Genomic DNA, 22,248 nt, shown 5'->3' with positions numbered 1-22,248 from the left:
TCCCGGTTCCGGGCCAGGCGATCACGACATGCGGATGCGGACGATCTGCGAAGAGGAGATGGCAGCATCGAGACAAGGCGTGCGATGTGTCGAATATGTAACGTTTGTTGAGAGGAACTTCGCAAGTGCGGGAACGTTCCCTTCCCTGGCATAGCCGGTGCCGTACAGGCGGGGGTTTTTCAACGTTCATGATCGCAGAGGAGAAGGTGAGATGCGCATTGCGCAGGTAGCTCCGTTGACGGAGGCTGTTCCACCCAAGCTATATGGCGGCACCGAGCGGGTGGTGCATTGGTTGACGGAAGAGCTGGTGGCCCTGGGACATGACGTGACGCTGTTCGCCAGCGGCGACTCGCAGACGTCGGCGAAGCTGGACGCCCTCTGGCCGCGGGCGCTTCGCCTCGACGGTTCCGTGCGCGACCCCAACGCCCTGCACATGGTGCTGCTGGAGCGCGTGCGGCAAAAATGTGACGACGAGGAGTTCGACTTCCTCCACTTCCATCTCGATTATTATCCGTGGTCGCTGTTCCACCGGCAGCCGACACCGTTCGTGACCACGCTGCACGGCCGGCTCGACCTGCCGGAGCATCAGCCTGTGTTCAACATCTTCTCCAAGATGCCGGTGATCTCGATCTCGAATGCCCAGCGGCGGCCGGTGCCGCAGGCGAACTGGGTGACGACGATCCATCACGGCCTGCCGGAGAACCTGCTGACGCCGAAGCCGGCCAGGCAGGAATATCTCGCCGTGCTCGGTCGCATCGCGCCGGAAAAGGGCGTCGACCGCGCCATCAAGATCGCGACCCATTGCGGCATCCCGCTGAAGATCGCAGCCAAGGTCGATCGCGCCGACCAGGATTATTACGACGAGCTGATCCGGCCGATGATCGAGAACAATCCGCTGGTGGACTTCATCGGCGAGATCAGCGATCACGAGAAGTCGGATTTCTTGAGCGGTGCGCTCGGACTTCTGCTGCCGATCGACTGGCCCGAGCCCTTCGGCCTCGTGATGATCGAAGCCATGGCCTGCGGAACGCCGGTCGTCGCCTTCAACCGCGGCTCGGTGCCGGAGATCATCGACGAAGGCCTCACCGGCTTCGTGGTCGAGGACATCATCAGCGCCGCCGGCGTCGTCAAACGCCTTCCGCAACTGGACCGCGCGGCGATCCGCAAGCAGTTCGAAAAGCGGTTCACGGCACGGCGAATGGCGCTGGACTATCTCGCGGCCTATCGCAGCCTGACGGAAGCGCAGGCGCCGCGGATCAAGCTGGTGAGCAGCGCGGAGTAGTTGCCACAATCTCACCCGTCGTCCCGGCGGAGGCCGGGACCCATAGCCACAGAACGCGGTTTGGCGAAGACTCGGAGTTATCAGTCTCGCGCCACGACTTCTCCCTGGGGTTATGGGTCCCGGCCTTCGCCGGGACGACAACAGAGTGTGTTGCGGCTTCAACGCGCCATTGCGAGAAGCCCTACCCCACCACCGCCCGCTTCGGCTCCACGATCTCGAACATCCGCGGAAACTCGTCCATCAGGCCCATCAGCTCGGCGAGCTTCATCGGATTGCCTGACAGCGCGATCTTACCGGCGGCGACCGCCTCCGGAAAGCTCGTCAGCTTCGCGATGACCTCGTCGAGCGTTGCGCGCGCCAGTGTAAAGCTGGCGTCGGCATTCTCCGCCTGAACGCCTTCGGCATAGGTCAGCGCAGAATTCTCCAGGTTGAGCACGAAGGTCTCGCCGGTGTCGGAAAAGCGCCAGTTCAGCATGATGTGCTTTCCTTCCGCCTTCGGGCCGTTGAGGCGGATGCCGAGCACGTCCCAGAGCTGCCCGGTGCGCAGTGCCGCCAGCGTCTCGCGCGGCATTGGCGGGCGCGGCGGGGCCTTCGGCATGCCCTGGCGCAATTCCTGGGCGCCGAACAGATAGGCATTGCGCCAGGTCGCGCTCTCGGCGGCATAGCCGAGCTGCTCGAGCGTATCGGCCAGCAGGCCACGTGCCGCCGCATTGTCAGGCTCGGCGAAGACGAGATGGCCGAGCGCCTGCGCGACGAAGCGGAATTCGCCCTTGTCAAAATCCGTCCGCGCACGGGCGAGGATCGCGTCGGCGCCGCCCATATACTCGACATACTTCCTGCCCGAGGCCACCGGCGGCAGCGGATCGAGATTGACCGGATTGGCGTCGTACCAGCCGAGATATTTCTGATAGATCGCCTTCACATTGTGCCGGATGTGGCCGTAATAGCCGCGGCCGTGCCAGGCGCCCTCCAGGCTCTTCGGTAGCTGGATCGTCTCGGCGATCTCGGCGGCGGTGAGGCCGTGGTTCATCAGGCGGATGGTCTGGTCATGCGCGAACTTGTAGAGGTCGCGCTGCTGCCGGACCATCGTGCCGATGCGCTCGCGGCCCCACACCGGCCAGTGATGCTGGCCGCACATCGCCTCCGCCTTGCCGTCCCACAGCTGCAGGGCCTCGCTTAGGTACTTCGACCAGGCCAGCGCATCGCGCACGTCGGCGCCGCGGAACGGCAGCAGATTGTGGAAATTGTGGGTGCAGTTCTCGGCGAGGTTCAACAGCTTGTAGCGCGGAATGAAGAAGTGCATCTCCGCCGGCGCTTCGCTGTTCGGCGCCATCTGGAATTCGAATTCGACGCCGTCGATCACGCGCCTGTCGCCGGTCGCCATGATCAGGTCGGTCGGGCGCAGCAGCGCGACGGAGCCTGCCGCCATCGACTTGCCGAGCCCGCAATCGACCTGCCCTCGCGCCCCCTTGGCGAGGAACGGGCCGAACTGATATTGCGCCCGCCGTAGCATTGCAGGCCCCGCGATGATGTTCTCGGAGACGGCGTGCTCCATGAACAGGTTCGGCGCGATGATCGGCACGCGGCCGGTGGCGAGCGCGTCCTCCTCCAGCACGCCGCGCGCGCCGCCCCAATGGTCGGTGTGAGTATGGGTGAAGATGACGGCGGCCACCGGCTTCGTGCCGCGGTGCCTGAAGTAGAGATCGAGCGCGGCGCGCGCGCCTTCGATCGAGGTCAGCGTGTCCACGACGATGACGCCGCTGTCGCCCTCGATCAGCGTCATGTTGGCGATGTCGAGCCCGCGCACCTGGTAGACGCCGGGCACCACCTCGAACAGCCCATGCTGCATGTTGAGGCGCGACTGCCGCCACAGGCTGGGATTGACCGTCGGCGGCGCCTGTTCAGCGGAGAGAAAGCCGTAGGGCTCGAGGCTCCAGACCGTCCGCCCCTGCGGGTTGGTGATCGCCGCATTCTCGATCGTGCCGAGAAAGCCGCGCGCGGCATCGTCGAAATCCCGCGTGTCGGAAAACGGCAGCGCATTCAGCATCGCCGTTTGCTGCGCGATGACGGACGGAGACGCGTCCTTCGGCGCCTCCGCCGTCCCGCAGCTGCTGGTCTCGCTCATCGCTCGTCCTCCCGGCTGATTGGCTGACGATGATCTAACCGCATCCGGCTGCCGATTGCCATCCGCGCACCGCTGTCCGGCGCTGGGATCCCAGCGCGCGCTCGCCAGCTCGTTCATCACATCCCGCGCCGCTACATTCCCAGCAGGTTGGGCAGCCACAGCGACAGACCCGGCCAGTAGGTCACGACCACGAGGAACGCCAGCATCGTCAGGAGCCACGGCCAGACCGCGATCGTGAGCTCGGTGATGCCCATCTTGGCGATGCCGGAAGCGACGTAGAGATTGAGCCCGACCGGCGGATGGCACAGCCCGACCTCCATGTTGACCGTCATCAGGATGCCGAAATGGATCGGATCGATGCCGAGCTTGATTGCGACCGGAAACAGGATCGGCGCCATGATCAGGATGATCGAGGACGGCTCCATCACGTTGCCCGCGAGCAGCAGCAGCAGGTTGACGACGAGGAGGAAGCCGATCCAGCCAAGGCCCTGATCGATCATCCACTGCGCCAGGGCTTGCGGCACATTCTCGTAGGTCATCAGGAACGAGAACAGGACCGCGTTGGTGATGATGTAGAGCAGCATCGCCGAAAGATTCGCCGATGACAGCAGCACGCGCGGCACGTCCCGCAGCTTGAGGTCCTTGTAGATGAACACGGCGACGATGAAGGCGTAGACCGCGCTGACGGCGGCAGCTTCGGTCGGCGTGAACAGACCGCTGTAGATGCCGCCGATCACGATCACGATCAGCAGGATGCCCCAGACCGACTTGCGGAACGCATCGAAGCGCTCCATGAAGGTCGCCTTCGGCATCCGCGGGTAATCGTTGCGCCAGGCACGATAGAACGTCGTGGCGCCGAGAAGCGTGGCCAGCATGAGCCCCGGCACGATGCCGGCGATGAACAGCTTGCCGACCGAGCTGTTGGTGGAGACGGCGAAAAGCACCATCGGAATCGAGGGAGGAATGAGAATTCCCAGCGAGCCTGATGTCGTGATCACGCCCGCCCCGAACCGCTTCGGAAATCCCTGCGCGACCATGGCGGGCAGGATCACCGAGCCGATCGCCACCACGGTCGCCGGGGACGAGCCGGAAATCGCCGCGAACAGCGCGCAGGCAACCACGCCAGACAGCGCGAGACCGCCGTACCAATGGCCGACCAGTGCGGTCGCGAACGCGATCATCCGGCGCGCCACGCCGCCATGGGTCAGGAAGTTGCCGGCGAGGATGAAGAACGGGATCGCCATGATCTCGAAATTCTCGATGCCGGTGAACAGCTTCAGCGCCACCGATTCCGTCCGCACGTCGGTCAGCGCGAACATGTAGCTGAGCACGGTCAGACCCAGCGCGATCGAGATCGGCATGCCCGTCAGCATCAAGGAGAGCAGGAGTGCGAACACGATGACGACGCGCAGGCCATGCGGCAGCGTGATGACGTGACCCGCATGCGCAAAACAGAGGGCGACGATCAGGACCGGCAGCAGCATCAGGATCCAGCCGAGCGGGCTGCGCTCGTCCCGGACGACCTGGCTGGGTGTGACCGGGGCCGGATGCACCGGATCCGCCTCGACGCCTTCGACGCCGGCCATGTCGTGATGCGGCAGCTCGCCGGTGCGGTAGAACGACCAGGCGACCTGGAGGAAGCGGAAGCACATCAGGCCGGAGCCGAGCGGGATGGTGAGATACACCATCCACATCGGCGCTTCGAGATCGTTCGATTGCTGCCCGGTCTGCCACATCTGGCTGACGAAGGCGGCTCCGAAATAACTCACGATCGCGGTGAAGAGCGCGCCGCACAAGAGCCCGAAGGTGATGACGCGGCGGCGCGATCCGCCGGGAAGGACGTTGACGAGCACGTCGACGCCGACATGGATGCCGGTGCGCACGCCATAGGCCGCGCCGAACTTCGCCATCCAGATGAACATGTAGATGCAGAGCTCTTGCGCCCAGGACAGGTCGAGATCGGCGAGCCAGGTGAATACCGCGCGCGCGGGAACGGCGAGGAAGGCCAGGTTGCGGGCTTCCGCCCATTTGGCGATATCGATCGACAGGCCGGCGCCATAGCGGTGCAGCACGGCGACGAAGATGAGCGACGTCGCAGCCGCGATCATCGTCGCGATCAGCCACTCCTCGAGATGATCGAGAAAACGATTCAGCACACGCAGCAACTTGATCCCCCCAGCATCGACTCGTCATTCAAGAGCGAAACGGCCGGGAGTGCGATCACCCCCGACCGTCGGTATTGTTCTTCGCAGGGCGCGGCCGTCAGTTCATCTTGACGTCGAGTTCCTTGGCGACGAGATCGAGCACCTCCTGCCCGACCCGGCCCTTCGCCCATTTGTAGGTCGGCTGCATCGCCTCATGCCAAGCCTTGCGGTCGGCGTCGGTCAGGTAATGCAGCGTGGTCTTGCCCGTCTTCTTGATCTCCGCCAGCGCGTCCTCGTTCTCCTGGCGCGCGATCGAGTTGGTGTAGTCGGTCGCCTCGTTCATCGCCTTTTCGAGCTGGGCGCGGATATCGGGCGGCAGGCCGGACCAGAATTTCGAGTTGACGATCACGGCATATTGCAGATGCGCGTGATAGGACACGGTGATGTCCTTCTGCACCTCGTAGAATTTCTGTGTCCAGTAATTCGACGCCGTGTTCTCGCAGCCATCGACCACGCCCGTCTGCAAGGCCTGATAGACTTCTGAGAACGCCATGATCTGCGGGATCGTGCCGACCAGGCGGAAATACTGGTCGGCGACTTTCGATCCCGAGATGCGGAACTTCAGTCCCTGGAAATCCGTCGGCTTCACCAGCGGACGATTGGAGGAAACCATGTGGAAGCCGTTGTCCCAGTAAGCGAGGCCGGTGATGCCCTTGGCCTCGAGCTTCTGGAACAGCCATTTGCCGACCGTGCCCTTCATCGCGTTGGCATAGGTCTGCTCATCCCTGAACAGCCAGGGCAAGTCGAGCGCCTCGAACTCCTTGATGCCGAGGGGCGCGAATTTCGCGGTCGAGGGCGCTAGCATGTGCACTGAGCCGAGCTGGAGCGCCTCGATCTCTTCCTTGTCCTTGTAGAGCGTGGAGTTCGGGTAGACTTCGACCTTGACCTTGCCGTCGGTGTACTTCTCGGCGAGCTCCTTGAACTTCAGCGCGCCCTTGCCCTTCGGGGTGTCGTTGGCGACGACGTGGCTGAATTTGATGACAACGGGGCTCTGGGCCTGGGCGACAGCGGGGGCCATGAGAACAGCCGCAGCGGCGACCGCAAGGAGCAGCTTGTGCATGAAGTAACCTCCCAACAACCTCTAAAACCGGGTCTTTTTTGTTTTCCGATTTCAGTAGTGGCAGCAATCCGCCACCCGAACAACTAGACCTAAGCCCAATTTGCCGCAGCCAAGCTATCTTGACGGCTGTCGTTGACGCAACCCGGCACCCGCGCTCGTATCGGGGAGCGAGCGCTTATGTCGCATTGCGGCAAGGCACTCAGCCTTTGCGCTGGGCGACCATGAACAGACGCCGGAATGGGAACAGCGTCTGCCCCGCCGCATTCTTCGGGTGCGCCTTCGCCACCCGCATCCCATAGGCCGCCTCGAAGGCAGCCTTCTCGTCGCCCGCGAGCACGTCGAGATAGCGCGTCAGCCAGGTGCCCTTGGTCCATTCCTTCACCGGGTTCTCGCCTTCGAGCACCTGAAGATATTCGGTCTCCCAGATGTCGATATTGACGGACATCGGCGCAAGAAGATCGTGGTAGAAGGCCGGCCCCTCGACCGGCGGCGGGGTGACGAGATGCTCGACCTTGGGCCGCCAGGGTCCGTTCAAGGCGGTCTCGCCGATCAGCACATGCGAGGGGGCCAGAAAGTTGCGCGGCATCTGCACCGCGAGTATGCCGCCTGGCACGACCTTCTCCATCACTGACGGGAAGAGTGCCGCATGATTGGGCAGCCAGTGCAGTGCGGCATTGGAATAGATCAAGTCATATCGCTTGGCCGGACGCCACTGGCCGAGGTCTTCATGGGACCATTGCACGTCCGGCGCCGCCTTGCGGCCGGCGGCAACCATCTCCGCCGAGCCCTCGACGCCGGTCACGGTCGCATCCGGCCAGCGCTCCCTGATCAGTTTGGTGACGTTGCCCGCGCCGGCGCCGAGATCGGCGATCTCGCGCGGCGCAAAATCCGGAATCCGCATCAAGAGGTCGACGGCGGGCCGGAGCCGGTGGCCGGAGAACTTCAGATATTGCTGCGGATCCCAGACCATCGTTTCAGCCTTTTCTTTTTCGTGTTTCCTTCAACGTGGCTCTTGGTTACCACTGCTCGTCCCGCTCAGGCAATTCGTCCTGACAGGGACGGACAGGAAACGAACCGCAACAAGAAACCAAACAAGAGAGCGTGCGACCATGGACCTCGGGCTCAAATCGAAAACCGCTGTCGTCACCGGAGCGAGCATCGGCATCGGCCGCGCCATCGCCAAGGGCCTGGCGGCCGAAGGCGTGCGCGTGGTCGGCGTGGCGCGGCGCACCGACCTGCTCGCCGAGCTGGTGCAGGAGGTCGGCGGCGGACTGATCACGCCGTTCGAGCAGGACGTGATGGCCAAGGACGCGGCGGAGAAGATCGCAGCCTTTGCGCTGAAGGAGCTCGGCCATGTCGACATCCTCGTCAACAATGCCGGCGGCAGTCGTCCCCTTCCCGTCGATGCGCCCGACAGCAAATGGGACGAAGCGATCGCGCTGAATTTCACCAGCTACCGCCGCATCGCGCATGCGCTGCTGCCGCAGATGATCGCGCGCAAATGGGGCCGCATCGTCAACATCACCGGCAAGTCCGAGCCGGAAGGGCTGAATGCCGCCTTCGCCGCGAAGGCCGCCGTGCACGCCTGGGCCAAGGGCCTGTCGCGCGAGATCGGCGAGCACGGCATCACCATCAACTGCATCCCGCCCGGCCGCATCATGAGCGAGCAGATCCGCCGCAACTATCCGCCGGACTATCGCGAGCGCTTTGCCGAGGAAGAGATCCCGGTCGGCTATTGGGGCGAGCCGGAGGACCTGGCGGCACTCGCGGTGTTTCTGGCCTCGCCCGTGGCGCGGTACATCACGGGGACGGTGATCCCCGTGGATGGGGGACTGCGGAGGTATCAGTTCTGAAGCCGGTTGGACTCCGTAGGATGGGTAGAGCGCAGCGAAACCCATCGACAGCATCCAACGTGACACATGATGGGTTTCGCAAGTGCTCCACCCATCCTACGGCCCCGGACTTGCGACCGCCCTCATCCCTGGCCCGCCGGCGGGACGACATAAAGCGTCAGCGCAAAGACCGCATAGATGAAGATCATCAGCGCGCCGACGAACCATGCCGAGCGTCCGCTGGCCGTGATGAAGGCCGACGTGACTGTGGCGATCATCACCATGGTGACGGCGCCCGGCCAGAACTGCAGGCTCATCGGCGTCGGCCCCACGACGTAGCTGAGCAGCACCAGCGAGGGTGCAACGAAGAGCGCGATCTGGGAGGCGCTGCCGAGCGCAATGCTGACGCTCATGTCGAGCCGGTTCTTGCGGGCCGCGGCAAAGGCAACTGCAAATTCGGCGGCGGCTCCGACCAGCGAGACGACGATGAAGCCGACGAAGGCCGGGCTCATCCCGAACGTTTCCGCCGCCTTCTGCACCGATTCCACGAAGATTTCGCTCACGAGCGCGACCAGCACGGTGACGACCAGCAGCGTCCCGACCGCGATTCCGATCGGCCAGTGTGCCTCCTCCTTGTCGTCGCCATGATCCGCGCTTGTGAACAATTCCTTGTGCGTCCCGAGCGAGAACAGCAGGCCGAGCGCATAAGCGATGATCAGCAGGACCGAAATGCCGACGCTGAGCTTGTGAATGACGGTCCCTCCCTCGGGCAGATGATCAAGATCGGCGACCGCGGAAGGCGCAAGCAGGGCGACGGTTGCCATCAGCAACAGGCCCGACGAGAGCCGCGCGCCGGCGCGGTTGTACTCCTGCACGTGGTAGCGCAGGCCGCCGAGCAGCAGGCAGACGCCGAGCATGAACACCGCGTTGGTGACGATCGCCCCCGCAATCGAGGCCTTCACCAGCATGTACTGGCCTGCACGCAGCGCCGTGACGGCAATGATGAGCTCCGTCAGATTGCCGAGCGTCGCATTGAGCAGTCCGCCCACGGCATCGCCGGTCTTCACGGCGACCGCTTCGGTGGCGTGGCTGAGCAGGGCCGCCAGCGGCACGATCGCAAGCACCGACAGCACGAAGAGGAGCGTGTGGGAATGCGGGGCAGCCGCCTCGGCCACCAGCACAATGGGCACGAAAACCAGCATCCAGAGCAAAGGGGTATCCCGGATTTCCCTGAGCAGGGTTTGCATGACGGCCGCCCTTTCCATGGATGCGCTGATGGAAAGGTCTGGCGGGCCTGCGAGGCGAGTATTGATCTGCCTCAACGTGGGCCGGAGGAGACGCGCCGCTTTATGGCATGATGCGGACGTCGCGCTGGATGAGAATGCGCTCCGGCCTTGTCACCGACCGCCGCCACGATAGCATCCTGCCAGTGTTTTGCCCGACGGGTCAACGTGATCGCGATCACGAATGTCGTCGCGGCGCAGTTCGAAAATCCCTTGTCGATCAAGGGCCTTCTACTGTGCATGGGGTTGTTTTTCGCCTTTTTTGTTTTGGGCGGCAGTGCACAGGTGCGCTCCCTCTCCCCCGTTCTTACGGGCCGGGACGAGCTTCGCTCGCCCTGAGAGGGTTGGGGGTGAGGGGCTGCTTCCGCGAACACGGTGAGAGTTGGACTCGTGGAGACTCCCCCTCACCCGCCGCGCGTTCCGGACGATGCTTCGCATCGCTCGGCGCGCGTCGGCCTCTCCCCGCAGGCGGGGAGAGGCGAAGAGAACCCTCACTCCCCCTGCAACATCTCCGCGATCGCAGCGCCCGCCGCGAGCGTGCCGAGCCTGCCGCCGACATCGCGCGTTGCCCTGCCCTCGCCGATTGCCTTCGCCACCGCCGCCTCGATCGCACGCGCGGCCTCCTCGTAGCGGACGGCGCCGCTCTTCTCGCCGTGCCAGGCCAGCAGCAGCGCCGTCGACAGGATCAGCGACACCGGATTGGCGACGTCCTGCCCGGCGATGTCGGGCGCCGAGCCGTGCGCGGCCTGCGCCATGGCATAGTGGTCCCCGACATTGAGCGAGCCGCCGAGGCCAAGGCTGCCGGACAGCTCCGCCGTGAGATCGGACAGGATGTCGCCGAACATGTTGGTGGCGACGATGACGTCGAAGCGATCGGGGTTGCGCACCACATGCGCCATCATGGCATCGACCAGGATGTCGTCGACGGCGAGGCCGGGATAGGCCTTCGCCGCCTCGCGGCAGATGTCCAGGAACATGCCATCGCCGATCTTGAGCACATTGGCCTTGTGCACGATGGTGAGGTGCCTGCGCCGCTTCATGGCGAGACGGCAGGCAGCGTGCGCGATGCGCTCGCAGCACAGACGCGTGATCCGGCGCAGCGAGATCACGACGTCAGGCGTGACCAGCATCTCGCCGTTGCCCTGCTCCATGTTGCGGTCTGCATAAAACCCTTCGGTGTTCTCGCGCACCACGACGAGATCGAAATCGCCGAGGCGGCCGGGCTGCCCGGCATAAGTGCGTGCGGGCCTGACATTGGCGTAGAGGTCGAGGCTCTTGCGGAAGTGCCGCGACGGATTGATCTCGCCATGCGCCTCGTCCTTGAAGTCGAAGGTCGCGGTCGGGCCCAGGATCAGGCCGTCGGCGGCGCGGACGATGTCGAGCAGCTCGGGGCGCACCGTCGTCCCGAATTGCTTGAGGCTCGCATGCCCGACCGCGTGCTCCTCCAGGCGCAGGTTGAGCTGGAAGCGCTCGGAGGCCGCGCGCAGCACGAGCGATGTCGCGGTCGTGATCTCGGGTCCGATGCCGTCACCGGGCAAAACGACGATATGCATGACGATCCCCTCAAATTGCAGCGCCGGCGCGATCATACGCCAGCGCGCAGGCGATCGCCTGACCTTCGCGCATACACAGCATGCAAGCATATGCCTGTGGAAGCGGCCTCAAGCGTAGTACATGCCGAAAGTCCCCTATGGCCACGCCGCCGGAGCAACGCGCCAACGCAATGACGATCACGTTACCTGCCGCCGCGCGCGAGCCCGACCACCCGATCGCCGACGGCCTGCCGGCCGCGCAGCGGCGCTGGGCGATCGCCGCGATCTTCACCGCGCTGGCGATGGCCTCGCTCGACACCGCGATCGCCAACATCGCGCTGCCCGCCATTGCCGCCGATCTGCATGTCACGCCGGAGCAATCGGTCTGGGTCGTCAACGTCTACCAGATCGCACTGGTGGCGACGCTGCTGCCGTTAGGAGCGCTCGGCGAGATCGTCGGACACCAGCGCATCTATCTCGGCGGCCTGATCCTGTTCACCATCGCCTCGCTGCTCTGCGCGGTGGCGTGGTCGCTGGACAGCCTGCTGGTGGCGCGCACCCTGCAAGGCCTGGGGGCCAGCGGCATCATGAGCGTCAACACGGCGCTGGTGCGTTTCGTCTATCCCGGCCGGATGCTGGGCCGCGGCCTCGGCCACAACGCGCTGGTGGTCGCGACCGCCTTCACCTTCGGGCCCTCGATTGCCTCCGCCATCCTCGCGCTCGGGCCGTGGCCGTGGTTGTTCGCCGTCAACATCCCCTTCGGCCTCGTTGCGATCGGCATCGGCTTTGCGATGCTGCCGAAGACGCCGCGGGCCGATCACGGCTTTGACTTTCTCGGCGCGATCCTGGCGTCTGCCTGCCTCGGCCTGTTCATCACGGGGATCGGCAGTGCCGCGCACAATCTGTCGCCTTTCGTCGTCGGCATCGAGCTGGTCACGGCCCTCGCGCTCGGCTTCATCCTGACGCGCCGTCACGCCGATCATCCGGCGCCGATGCTGCCGATCGACCTGTTCAGCCGGCCGATGTTCGCGCTGTCGGCGGCGACGGCCGTGTGCTCCTTCGCGGTGCAGGGCCTCGCCTTCGTCTCGCTGCCGTTCTATTTCGAGGACGTGCTGGGGCGCTCGCAGGTCGAGACCGGCTTCTTCATGACGCCCTGGCCGTTGGTGGTCGGCATCATGGCGCCGATCGCCGGGCGCCTGTCCGACCGGCATGCGGTCGGACTGCTCGGCGGCATCGGGCTCGTGCTGCTCGGCCTCGGCATGGCCCTGCTCGCGCTGCTGCCGGCCAACCCTGCTATCCCCGATATCTTCTGGCGGATGGTGATCTGCGGCATGGGCTTCGGCTTCTTCCAGGCGCCGAACATGAAGGCGGTGATGTCGAGCGCGCCGCCGCACCGTAGCGGCAGCGCCTCCGGCATCGTCGCCACCGCGCGCCTGACCGGACAGACGACGGGAGCTGCGCTCGCGGCGCTCTGCTTTGCGCTGGCCGGTCATGACGGCGCGACCGTCGCGCTGGCGCTCGGTGCAGGCTTTGCCGCGCTCGGCAGCGTGATGAGCTTCTTGCGGCTGGCGGTGAAGTAGGGCCTTCAGGCCAGGTGCCGCGCTGCCGTCGCGTCGATCGTTGCCGCCGGGATGACGGTCCCGTCGTCCAGCGCAGCGAGACGCGCATCGATGGCGGCGATGACCTTGCGCGAGAACGGACCGAGATGGGCATAGGCGGCGATCATCTGCACCGCGATCCGCGCCGATGACGTGTCGCGCTTGGCGCAGTTCATGAAGGTCTGCCAGAGCGGCCCGCGCGCCTCGGGGATCGCGGTGACCACGCGGTGCACGGTCTCCATGGCGCCGAGCTTGGCGCGGATATCGCCCTCCGCAAGCTCGTGGCGCTGCCGCGAACGGTCGAGCAGCGTCATCAAGCGGTCGATGCGTCCTGCATAGGCAGCCGGGCTGTAGATGCGCTCCAGCACTCGCTTGTAATCCATCAGGATGTCGCGCAGCGGGCGCACCGGATCGAAGTTGATCCCATCCGTGCACTGATCGGCGCCGATGGTCGGAGCCAGATCGTGGCCCGGGTGCAGCCGGCCTTCGCGCTCCAGGCGGCGCGTCAGCTGCGTGTTCGGCAAGGCATAGAGTAGGCCGACCATGCTGACGGGGATCGCCGCCTCCTCGATGAATTCGATCATGGCCTCCGCCATCGAGACCTTCTCATTGTCGAAGCCGACGATGAAGCCCGCGGTGACGAGAATGCCGGCGGCGTAGATCTTGTGGATGCTCTCGGCGATGTTGCGCCGCGTGTTCTGCTTCTTCCGCATCGCGACCAGCGTCGCCGGATCCGGACTTTCGATGCCGACGAAGATACCGAAGAAATTGGCCTCCCCCATTTGCTCCAGCAGCTCGGGATCGTCGGCAAGGTTGATCGAGGCTTCGGTGGAGAATTCGAACGGATAGCCGTGGGCGCGTTGCCATTCGGCGAGCTGCGGGAGGAACAGCCGCAGCGACTTCTTGTTGCCGATGAAATTGTCGTCAACGAAGTCGAGATGGCCGCGGTAGCCCATCTGGTAGAGCGTCTCGAGCTCGACGAACATCTGCTCGGCCGTCTTGGTTCGCGGCACGCGTCCGTAGAGCTCGATGATGTCGCAGAACTCGCAGGTGAACGGACAGCCGCGCGAATACTGCACGCCGAGATAGAGATAGTCCTCGAATTTGAGCAGGTCGAACCGCGGCACCGGCGTCCTGGTGACGTCGGCCTGGAATTTCGGCGCAGTGAAGACGCCGGAGCGCGCACCGCCCTCCCAGGCCGCGATGAATTCGTCGATGACACTCTCGGCCTCGCCGAGCACCCGGAAATCGGCCTTCTCATAGATGTGGGGGCTCGAGGTCGGATCGGGACCGCCGACGACCACCGGCTTGCCCGCTGCGCGGCATAGCTCGATCAGGCGCAGCGTGTCGGCCTGCTGCGGCAGCATTCCGCCGGTGAAGACGACGTCGGCCCAGGCGAGATCCTCGTCGCTCAGGGGCGCCGTGTTGCAGTCGACGAGGCGCACCGTCCAGTCGGCAGGCAGCATCGCGGCAACGGTGATCAGGCCGAGAGGAGCAGCGGGTCGCTTCACGCCCATCAGCTCGCAGGATTCGCCAAAACTCCAGAACGACTCCGCGGTGAACAGCGGATAGAGCATTAACACGTTGCAGGGGCTCGGCACGTCCATGGAACTCCTTCTAGCTTCGGCCGAGTGTAGCAGAGCGACTTCGTCTTGCATCCCGGCAAAAGGGGACAAACTGTCGCCGCAGCGCAGCAGTGATCGGGCCTGGAACCGGCGTTCACGGCCGGACGTCGCCCCAAGCCGCGGATTGGCGCCTGGAACCCGGCCCGTGGCGAAGCGAGCAATCAGCAGCGTTCGCTCGCAAGCAGCTTCCGGCTGCTCGCCAGGACATCGCTGCACCAGGCGAAGAACGCGCCGAGAAACTCGCGGCCGGGCGCGTCAGTGCGGGCATGCTGCCGCAACGTCTCGAAGCCCTTCTCCATCCGCGAGGCATTGCGCGCCAGCAGTGCGCGGATGTCGCTGCGGACCTGAAGGTCCTCCTCCTGCTCGAGCATGTGCACGTCGAGCTGGGTGACGTGGATGAACGAATATTGCGCGTGCAGGACGGCTGTCATCGGCCGCGGCCGGTCTACAACGATGGGGCTGGGATAGAGCTCGTCTTGCGGATTACTGATGATCCGGATCGCATTCTCGTTGGCAACGCCGAACGCCCTCAGCTTGTGATGCGCCATCTCGTGGACGATCGCCTGCGCGGCCGCGAGCGGGCAGTTGACCGTGAGGCCGATGACGCCGAACCGCGCGTCGACCGAGTGACTGGCCGAGCCGAGGCGGCCGGGCCCCTCGGTCGGCTGCTCGGTGTCGTGATAGCACTGGATGGTGTGGACGATATCAGGCCATTGCTTGGCGGCAAACGGCCAACGGCGGACGTAGTGAAGTGCCTGCTCCAGCGCCGGGATGGCTTGCGCGTCGGGGACGAATCGCGGCGCAGGCAGCAATGGATCCTCGGTGCGCAGGGCAACCCTGCCCTCCGCGATGGCCGGCGCGCCGTTCACCGGGGGGCGCTGCGGTGGCAGCGGCCGCCAGGGCGTCGGCTCGGTTGCGATCAGGCCGAGGGCGACGGCGGTATCGTAGCCGTCGGCCTGCGGTCGGGCCGTGCGTTCCCAGTCAATCGACGTCGCATCCATGGCGAGCTCTCCTTCGAACCGGTCAGTGCGGGCGACCACTCGTCGCCGAAAGGGCCGCGGACACGCGCGCTGCGCGTCCAGGCAGCAAGGCGAGCCCCATCGTTGCGGCAAGCGTATCCATGTCCTTGAACCGATGCAGCGAGCGGTCGGTGCCGATCACGATCACCGATCGCGCAACCGCGCGGACGGCGGCAAGCGCATCGTGACCGCCAGGCCGTTCCGGATCGACGAAAGCGAGATCGATGCCATCAGGCGCAAGGCGCGACAGCGCCGCGAGCGCCTCGATGCTGGCCCCGCCGAGTACCGGCGACGACGCACCGAGGCGCCGGCGCGCGGCCTCCGCGACCGCGGGATCTTCCTCGGTGCCGTACAATCTCAGCTTGGGCCTCGTCTGCGCGATCAGCTCCAGCAACACCCCATCGCCGCATCCGATGTGCACGGCAGATCCCGCGCGACGCAGCGCGCCGGTCTGCTCCCAGACAATTGTGCTGAAGCGCGAGCGCATCGCGAAGGGACTCTCGAACCCCGCCGCTTCAAATCCGGTGCCGAGCTCCGCGAGAATGGAGGCGCCATTCGCGGGCTCGACCGCCGCGGCCTTGCGTTTTTCCAGGCGCGTCCCCGCTGCGCCATCACGAGACCGTCGAGGGGACGGCCTGCCATCGTCGGAGACCCATGCGCAGCGGAAGGCAGCCGTCGTGATCTCGGCGATGCCGTTGACCAGCGACGCATCGACCGCCCAATCCGCGATCTCTTCGAGCCACGCCATCTCTTCGCCAAATTCCAGTTCGCGGCCGAGGTCGATAAATGCGCGCGAACACGCACGCGTGGCGAGACAATCCGCAGAACACGACGCGTGCCGCACCGGTCCCAGCCCCAGAGCCGCGAGCGCGACGTAGGCAGGCATCGGCGCCTTGTTCTCCCGCGCGAGCAAACTTGCCAACGGATCACTTCCGCCCCGTCCGAGATAGTCGGCCCAGGATTTTGCGCAGCATGCGGGATAGCCGAACCGTATCGCCGCTTGCACCAGGCCATCCGCCGCTGGCTCGGCGATCGCCCCATCAAGCGGCGCAGCGCCAATCAGGAACGCATAGTCGAGCAGCCGCCTCGGCTCGTCGATCGACGCTTCCAGCGGCCAGTCGGCGGCATAACCGAGCGAAGCCTTGACCGGCTTCGCTTCGAGGCCGATCGAGCGTGCCCGCTCCGTCAAGGCCTCGATGCCATCATAGCCGGTCCACACCAGCGTGGCCGGGATGCGTCGTCGGCGCACCATCTCGAGCTCGATCGCGAGCGCCACCTCGCCAAGACGTTCCAGACGCGGCTGCCAGAGCGCGCGCGCCCGCGGGCCGCTGAAGCTGATGCGCTGCGTGGCCGCCTTGGGCGCAACAGGCTCGCGCGGCACCGCCGCAAGCGGAGGACGGGGCCAGGTCAACCAGCATGTCGGCCGCACGGCCGTCATGTTGTTTCCACCTGCGAGATCAGCGAATGCAGGGTTGGATTGTCGCCGATCGACCAGGCAGCGATCATCTTGGCCTCGAGATCGGGCCGGCGCTCCGACCGGCTGATTGCGGTTTCCCCGTTCGCCTGGAGTTCGGTCTCGATGTCCTCGAACAGGCCGAACCAAACCGGACAATCGATCGAGCGCATCCGCCAGTCGCCGCCGATCGCGGTCCCCGGACAATTGCCCTTGCAGGCGAGGAAGAACCGGCACTCCTGGCATCCGCCCTCGGCCTGCGGCGTCCGGTAAAGCGAGAGCTGGCGCTCGAATGCCTCGCGGCCGGCACGCATATGGGTGACGCCATCCTTGTTGGTGCGGCCGCAATTGCCGAGCCGGCCATCGCTCTCGACACCCACCACGGCACGGGTGGCATAGGGATCGCAGGCATGGAAGACGCAGGAGGTCTGCGCGTCGTCGCCCCTGAGCATCGCCGCCATCTCGGCAAAGATGTCGAACTGGACTGACGGCAATTCCCGTTCGAGCATGCGCAGCCGCCTGAGAGCCGCAAGGTTCTCCTGCGCGCTGAGCGGCAGGCCCTCGCCGGCCTCCGTTTCGTCCTGCTCCAGCAGATGCAGGCGCAGCTTGCGGACGCCGAGGCTGCCGAGAAACCTGATCCACTCGCACAGCACGCCCAGCCGCTCCGGCGCGGCGTTCATCCGGTTCAGCGTCACGATCACGTTCGGCGGCATTCCCTCCCGGCACAGCGTTTCGATCGCCGCCTCGATGCGCGCGGTCGCCCGCCGCGTTGTCGCGAGGCTGCCGGCCCAGCGCGCATCGTTGAGCGGTCCCGGACCGTCGATCGAGATGCCGATGCGGACCCGGTATTTCCTGAAGAGCTCGATGTCGCGCTCCTCGATCAGCGTACCGTTGGTCTGCATGCCGACGCCGCCGTGGCGGTCGAATCCCAATTGCATCAACCGCTCGAGATCGGGCCGGCGCGTCATCATGATCTCGCCGCCGAACAGGCTGAACGGCTCCGCCAATCTGTCCAGCGTGGCCATGATCGCGTCGAGATCGTAGCGTGTCGGCACATTGCCGGCGGTGCGGATGCCCTCCTGATAGCAATAGCGGCACTTGATGTTGCACTTGTCGCCGAGCGGGCGGACTTCGACGGTCATGGCTGCACCTGTGCAAGGCCAACCGGTTCATCGCGAAGGTTCGTCAACGCCGCGTGAGGCTGTTCATCCCGAATGACCACACGCTCACGCGGCAGAACGAAGCCGAGCGGAAACTCGGCGCGATCGTTGGCGTCGAAGATCTCTCGCCCGGCCTCCGTGATCAGCGACAGCATTCTGCCGTCGATCTCGACCGCGAACCGCCGCGCCAAGATCGTATCCATTGCGGCCTCGACCGTCACGACATCGAAACGATCGGCGAGCTGCGCAACGACGTTCGGCCGCGTGCAGGGATTGCGCAGCACATCGAGCGCGACGACCTCGGCCGGTGTCGGGCAATAGAACGGCTGGAGCGCGCAGGCCCGGGTGTCGCTGAGGAGATGCGCGGTGCCTGCGGCCGTCATCGTCAATTGTGGTGCAAAGGGCTGATCGAACCAGCGCGCGCGCCATGCGGCGCTTGCGGCCTTCAGTGCCATCAGATCCTGCTCGCGCGCGGCATCGGGCGCCTCGCCCTCGAAGAAATAGGCGAGATCGGCGAGATCCTCGTCCGGGACGTCGTAGATCGCGCCATAGGCCGGCATCGGCGTGACGTTGTGGAAACCGATCTCGGAGGCGCGCTCGAAATTGGGGCTGAACCGGTCGAGGCGAATGCGGCCGCAGCCGACCGGCGGCTGAAGATGTTCGAGCAGCGGGACCATCTTGGCGACGGCGTCGTAGGCATCGCGGGGCTCGCCGGGAAATCCATACAGGATCGACCAGACCAGCCCGACGCCGAGCTCGCGGCAATTGCGCAGCAGACGGAGGTTGAGCAAGGCGCTCACGCCCTTGCGCATGAGGTGCAGCACCGGATCCGACAGGCTCTCGATTCCGGGCTGCAGCCAGACCGTCCCCGCAAGCGCCAGCTTCTCGAGCTGCGCCTCGTCCATATTGGCCTTGATCTCGTAGAAGAAGCGAAAGCCGTGCGACGGGCGTTCGGCAAGCTTTCCGAGCACGCCGTCGATGTGGGACATGCCCAGGATGTTGTCGGTCGCTGCGAAACGTCCGATCCCGAACTCCGCATGCAGCGTCTCGATCTCGCTCAGCACGCGCGGCGCCGACTTCGCCCTGAACGCCATGCCCTCGCCGTTCAAGCCGCAGAAGGTGCAATGGTGTTTCTGCCCCCACCAGCAGCCGCGCGAGGACTCGAACGGAATCGAAGGACGCACGCGCGCGGCTTCGGACAGTCCGGCCAGCTGCGCGAAATAATCCGCGTAGTCGGGTATCGGCAGCGCATCCATCACGGTCGGACCGGCCGCGCCACCTGTGGCAGGCTGGTCGCGCGAGAGGCATCCCGGCATGCCGCCGGGCCGCTCGCCGCGCAGGATCGCCTCGACGGCCGGACCGAACACGGTGTCGGCTTCGCCGTTGAAGACGTAGTCGATCTGCGAAAAGTTCTTCAGCAGCACCGCGCCCATCGGCCCATGGCAATTGGCGCCGCCGAAGCAGATCACGACGGAGGGATCGCGCGCCTTGACCGCGGCCGCAATCGCCAGCGAAGCGACCGTCTGCTCGAACATCGAGGTGAAGCCGATGATTTTGGGGCGTCGCTCAAGCAGCCGGCCGGCTGCCTCCGCAACGAAGGACGGGATCAGGTTGCGGCGGATCTCGTAGAGCCGCTCCAGCCCTTTGCGCTGGAGGGCTACGCCGAGCTCCCGGATGTGACGCTGTGCCTGCGGCCGGCCCGGCCGGGTACCCAGGCAATCGCCGAACAGCCAGTCGCCGGCCAGGAGGTGGCTCGGCAGCTTCTCCGCAAGCTGCTCGTTCAGGTCAAGCCCGACGCGGTCCGCGAAGAGCAGATTGAGATAGAGTGACTCGGCCCGAATGCCCTTCTCCCGCAGCAGCGCCTGCAACAGGCCGAGCGCTGCCGACGGCCGTACCACGGACATCACGGGAGCCGAGCAGAACAGGACATCGACGCTCATTGGGCGGCCACGATGTTTTCAGGCGCGGACTGTCTGTCCAGCAGGATTTCGCAAGTCTCGATCTGGCCGCGGCGTGCTTCGGCGGCTGCACGCACGCGCGCCAGCAGCGTTGGAGAGCGGAAGATTCGATCGCACGCCGTGCAAATGCCGTCGAAATCCTCGGCGCGCATGGGCGCGGGATCGTCGGCCGTGACGGCGGCAAGGATGGCGACCGGCCCTTCGAGCCGGATCCATCTGTAAAGCGGATCGTCGGCCGCCGCGCGCATCGCGGCCTCGATCCCCTCCTCCGCGATATGGCCGACCTTCAGGGATTCGTAGTGCGGAAGCACACCGCAGCAGGGGCGGATGCCGCCCTCGTGATCGACCGTGACGGTGTGGAGAACGGACTCGCAGGGACCGCGATAGGCCGACGCGTGGTGAACGCGCGCCGCTTGGGTTCCCTCATCCGTGCCATCACCGCGGCCGGTCGAATTGGCGACGGTCTCATAGATGTTGATGCCGGGCTCGTCCTGAAGGCCGAGATCGGCACGCAGGCGGGCAGCCGTGATCTTCGAGCCGCCTTCGACCACCACCGCGATCCGGAGCAGCAGGCCGCACTCCCGCGCGGCCGCGACCGCATTGGCGATGAAGTTCAGCGGCACGAACTCGGCATGGGGATCATCGTAAGACAATGTCATTTCGGTGAGGCCAGCGGCGCGCAGTCGCTGGACAGCCGCCGTCGCGCGCGCGGGCGACTTGGCCCAGAACGCACTCGTGGTGATGCCGGCGCGCAAGCCCAGCGACGCGGCCAGCGCCACGGCGTCAGCAACGATGTCTGCATGAAGCATCGGATCACCACCGACGAAATGGACGATCTCCATCGACGGGATTTGAGCGGCCTGCTGAATGCAACGATGAACGTCAGCGGCGGACAGATGTCCGCCTTGAAACATGTCGGATGAAAAGCAGCAGTGCGAACATTTGAGCGGACATTTCAGGGTGACGTTCAAAACGAGACTGGCAGGCGTCACCCTGGCCGCAGGAAAATCGGATAAATATTGTGCGCCGAGCGCCATGGCCGACCACCTCATATCCCGGCTGCCCGGCGAACCGGTCAGCCGGCCATCATGATCTGCCGACGAAAAGTCTGCCGATGCGGATCAGAGGATGTCGATATGGATCGTGCCGGCCTGTACGCCACCGCTACGCGAGGCCAGCTTGTTCCGCAGCATCGACGCCGTCTGGTCGTCGAGCTGAACGCCGACGCTGCTCAGATAGGAGACCGGGTCCTTGCTGACGTCGCTGGCAAGGCCGAGCAGATCGGCGTGGCTGGTGAGTCCAGAAGGCGACTTGGCTTTGAGATCGTTACCTGACGCAAGAACTTTTTCGAGATCAATCGTGACGATGCGACCCATGGCGCTTCTCCCTTAGGATGGAAAAATAATCCATCAAACCAAAGGTTGTACAATACCCAGAGATAGTCAAATTAATTCGATGCGACCAAAGGCTGCGGAAGCGAATGGCCGTTCATACGATTGCGAGAGCGCGACAACACCGCACGTCCAACAATCTTCCCGGCGCGCTCCAGTCTCTTTGATCGCCACCCCGCGGACTGTTGATTTGAACAGTTCCAGTTTGCCGGACACATTGCGCCCCTGAGTCCAATCGGTGGATTGGGCCAATCAGGGGACTTGCGATGGCAAATCTAACAATAAACGGAACAACCCTCACACTCGACGTCGAACCGGATACGCCGCTGCTCTGGGCGATCCGCGAGAATGCCGGCCTGACCGGCACCAAATATGGCTGCGGCATCGCACAATGCGGCGCCTGCACCGTTCACATCGACGGCGTCGCCACCCGCTCCTGCGGGGTTTCGGTCAGCGAGGCCGAGGGCAAGAAGATCACCACGATCGAAGGGCTCGCCTCCGGCAAAACGCTGCACAAGGTGCAGGAAGCCTGGATCGCGAAAGACGTTCCACAATGCGGCTATTGCCAGAGCGGCATGATCATGGCGGTGGCGGCGCTCCTGAACGAGAAGCCGAAGCCGACCGATGCCGACATCGACGAGGCCATCACCAATATCTGCCGTTGCGGCACCTTCCAGCAGGTGCGCGAGGCGATCCACACGATCGCAAGCGCGTAAGGAGCCGCAC

18 protein-coding genes and 1 pseudogene are annotated in these 22,248 nt (G+C 65.1%); 5 read left to right on the top strand and 14 right to left on the bottom strand.

Annotated features, from left to right (window positions below):
* Positions 1–211 precede the first annotated feature (211 nt).
* Positions 212–1,282 (top strand): glycosyltransferase family 4 protein, encoded by a 1,071-nt coding sequence (locus tag BM118_RS13175; protein ID WP_177234258.1) that lies wholly within the window; start codon positions 212–214, stop codon positions 1,280–1,282.
* 181 nt (positions 1,283–1,463) lie between these two features.
* Here BM118_RS13175 and BM118_RS13170 read toward each other — a convergent pair whose 3' ends face one another.
* The 5 genes and pseudogenes from BM118_RS13170 to BM118_RS13155 form a co-directional block, all read right to left on the bottom strand.
* Positions 1,464–3,407 (bottom strand): alkyl/aryl-sulfatase, encoded by a 1,944-nt coding sequence (locus BM118_RS13170; protein WP_092185831.1) that lies wholly within the window; start codon positions 3,405–3,407, stop codon positions 1,464–1,466.
* A 131-nt stretch (positions 3,408–3,538) separates the two neighbouring features.
* Entirely contained in the window at positions 3,539–4,819 is a 1,281-nt protein-coding gene (locus BM118_RS42665) for a TRAP transporter large permease (RefSeq protein WP_244550150.1), read from the bottom strand.
* A 219-nt stretch (positions 4,820–5,038) separates the two neighbouring features.
* A pseudogene (locus BM118_RS42660) lies at positions 5,039–5,515 on the bottom strand (TRAP transporter small permease); the annotation flags it as partial.
* A gap of 154 nt (positions 5,516–5,669) precedes the next feature.
* Entirely contained in the window at positions 5,670–6,671 is a 1,002-nt protein-coding gene (locus BM118_RS13160) for a DctP family TRAP transporter solute-binding subunit (protein WP_092185827.1), read from the bottom strand.
* Between the two features lie 199 nt (positions 6,672–6,870).
* Complete coding sequence (locus tag BM118_RS13155) at positions 6,871–7,641, bottom strand: methyltransferase domain-containing protein (RefSeq protein ID WP_092185825.1); 771 nt, start codon at positions 7,639–7,641, stop codon at positions 6,871–6,873.
* Between the two features lie 139 nt (positions 7,642–7,780).
* Between BM118_RS13155 and BM118_RS13150 the strand changes: the two genes are divergently transcribed.
* Positions 7,781–8,524, top strand: coding sequence for an SDR family NAD(P)-dependent oxidoreductase (locus BM118_RS13150; RefSeq protein ID WP_092185823.1), 744 nt, complete (start codon positions 7,781–7,783; stop codon positions 8,522–8,524).
* Positions 8,525–8,646: 122 nt separating this feature from the next.
* Here the strand turns inward: BM118_RS13150 and cax are convergent, their stop codons facing one another.
* The gene (gene cax / locus BM118_RS13145; RefSeq protein ID WP_092185821.1) at positions 8,647–9,750 is read right to left on the bottom strand and encodes a calcium/proton exchanger; all 1,104 of its coding nucleotides are present in this window, start codon (positions 9,748–9,750) and stop codon (positions 8,647–8,649) included.
* Positions 9,751–9,954: 204 nt separating this feature from the next.
* Here cax and BM118_RS41415 point away from each other — a divergent pair, with 204 nt between their 5' ends.
* Positions 9,955–10,125 (top strand): hypothetical protein, encoded by a 171-nt coding sequence (locus BM118_RS41415; protein WP_177234257.1) that lies wholly within the window; start codon positions 9,955–9,957, stop codon positions 10,123–10,125.
* Positions 10,126–10,277: 152 nt separating this feature from the next.
* On the opposite strand, the gene BM118_RS13140 is transcribed toward BM118_RS41415, so the two are convergent.
* Entirely contained in the window at positions 10,278–11,339 is a 1,062-nt protein-coding gene (locus BM118_RS13140) for an isocitrate/isopropylmalate dehydrogenase family protein (RefSeq protein ID WP_177234256.1), read from the bottom strand.
* A gap of 170 nt (positions 11,340–11,509) precedes the next feature.
* Between BM118_RS13140 and BM118_RS13135 the strand changes: the two genes are divergently transcribed.
* Positions 11,510–12,898, top strand: a complete 1,389-nt coding sequence (locus BM118_RS13135) for an MFS transporter (protein WP_092186166.1) — start codon at positions 11,510–11,512, stop codon at positions 12,896–12,898.
* Between the two features lie 5 nt (positions 12,899–12,903).
* Here BM118_RS13135 and BM118_RS13130 read toward each other — a convergent pair whose 3' ends face one another.
* The 7 genes from BM118_RS13130 to BM118_RS13100 form a co-directional block, all read right to left on the bottom strand.
* Complete coding sequence (locus BM118_RS13130; protein WP_092185817.1) at positions 12,904–14,523, bottom strand: B12-binding domain-containing radical SAM protein; 1,620 nt, start codon at positions 14,521–14,523, stop codon at positions 12,904–12,906.
* Between the two features lie 179 nt (positions 14,524–14,702).
* Positions 14,703–15,542 carry an aKG-HExxH-type peptide beta-hydroxylase gene (locus tag BM118_RS13125; RefSeq protein WP_092185815.1) on the bottom strand — a complete coding sequence of 280 codons (840 nt, stop codon included), beginning with the start codon at positions 15,540–15,542 and terminating at the stop codon, positions 14,703–14,705.
* A gap of 22 nt (positions 15,543–15,564) precedes the next feature.
* Positions 15,565–16,836, bottom strand: a complete 1,272-nt coding sequence (locus BM118_RS13120; RefSeq protein ID WP_244550143.1) for a class I SAM-dependent methyltransferase — start codon at positions 16,834–16,836, stop codon at positions 15,565–15,567.
* 158 nt (positions 16,837–16,994) lie between these two features.
* On the bottom strand, positions 16,995–18,155 hold the full coding sequence (locus BM118_RS13115; protein ID WP_092185811.1) for a radical SAM protein: 1,161 nt from the start codon (positions 18,153–18,155) through the stop codon (positions 16,995–16,997).
* Complete coding sequence (locus BM118_RS13110; RefSeq protein ID WP_092185809.1) at positions 18,152–20,113, bottom strand: RiPP maturation radical SAM C-methyltransferase; 1,962 nt, start codon at positions 20,111–20,113, stop codon at positions 18,152–18,154. The genes BM118_RS13115 and BM118_RS13110 overlap by 4 nt, the downstream gene beginning before the upstream one ends.
* Entirely contained in the window at positions 20,110–21,045 is a 936-nt protein-coding gene (locus BM118_RS13105) for a radical SAM/SPASM domain-containing protein (RefSeq protein ID WP_244550142.1), read from the bottom strand. The genes BM118_RS13110 and BM118_RS13105 overlap by 4 nt, the downstream gene beginning before the upstream one ends.
* A gap of 207 nt (positions 21,046–21,252) precedes the next feature.
* Entirely contained in the window at positions 21,253–21,507 is a 255-nt protein-coding gene (locus BM118_RS13100; protein WP_092185805.1) for a hypothetical protein, read from the bottom strand.
* A 281-nt stretch (positions 21,508–21,788) separates the two neighbouring features.
* Between BM118_RS13100 and BM118_RS13095 the strand changes: the two genes are divergently transcribed.
* Positions 21,789–22,238, top strand: coding sequence for a (2Fe-2S)-binding protein (locus BM118_RS13095; RefSeq protein ID WP_092185803.1), 450 nt, complete (start codon positions 21,789–21,791; stop codon positions 22,236–22,238).
* The last annotated feature ends 10 nt before the right edge of the window (positions 22,239–22,248 follow it).

The organism is Bradyrhizobium sp. cf659 (assembly GCF_900113725.1).
Classification (GTDB): Bacteria; Pseudomonadota; Alphaproteobacteria; order Rhizobiales; family Xanthobacteraceae; genus Bradyrhizobium.
Note: the sequence above shows the minus strand (reverse complement) of the source record. Positions and strands in the feature narration are given on the sequence as shown.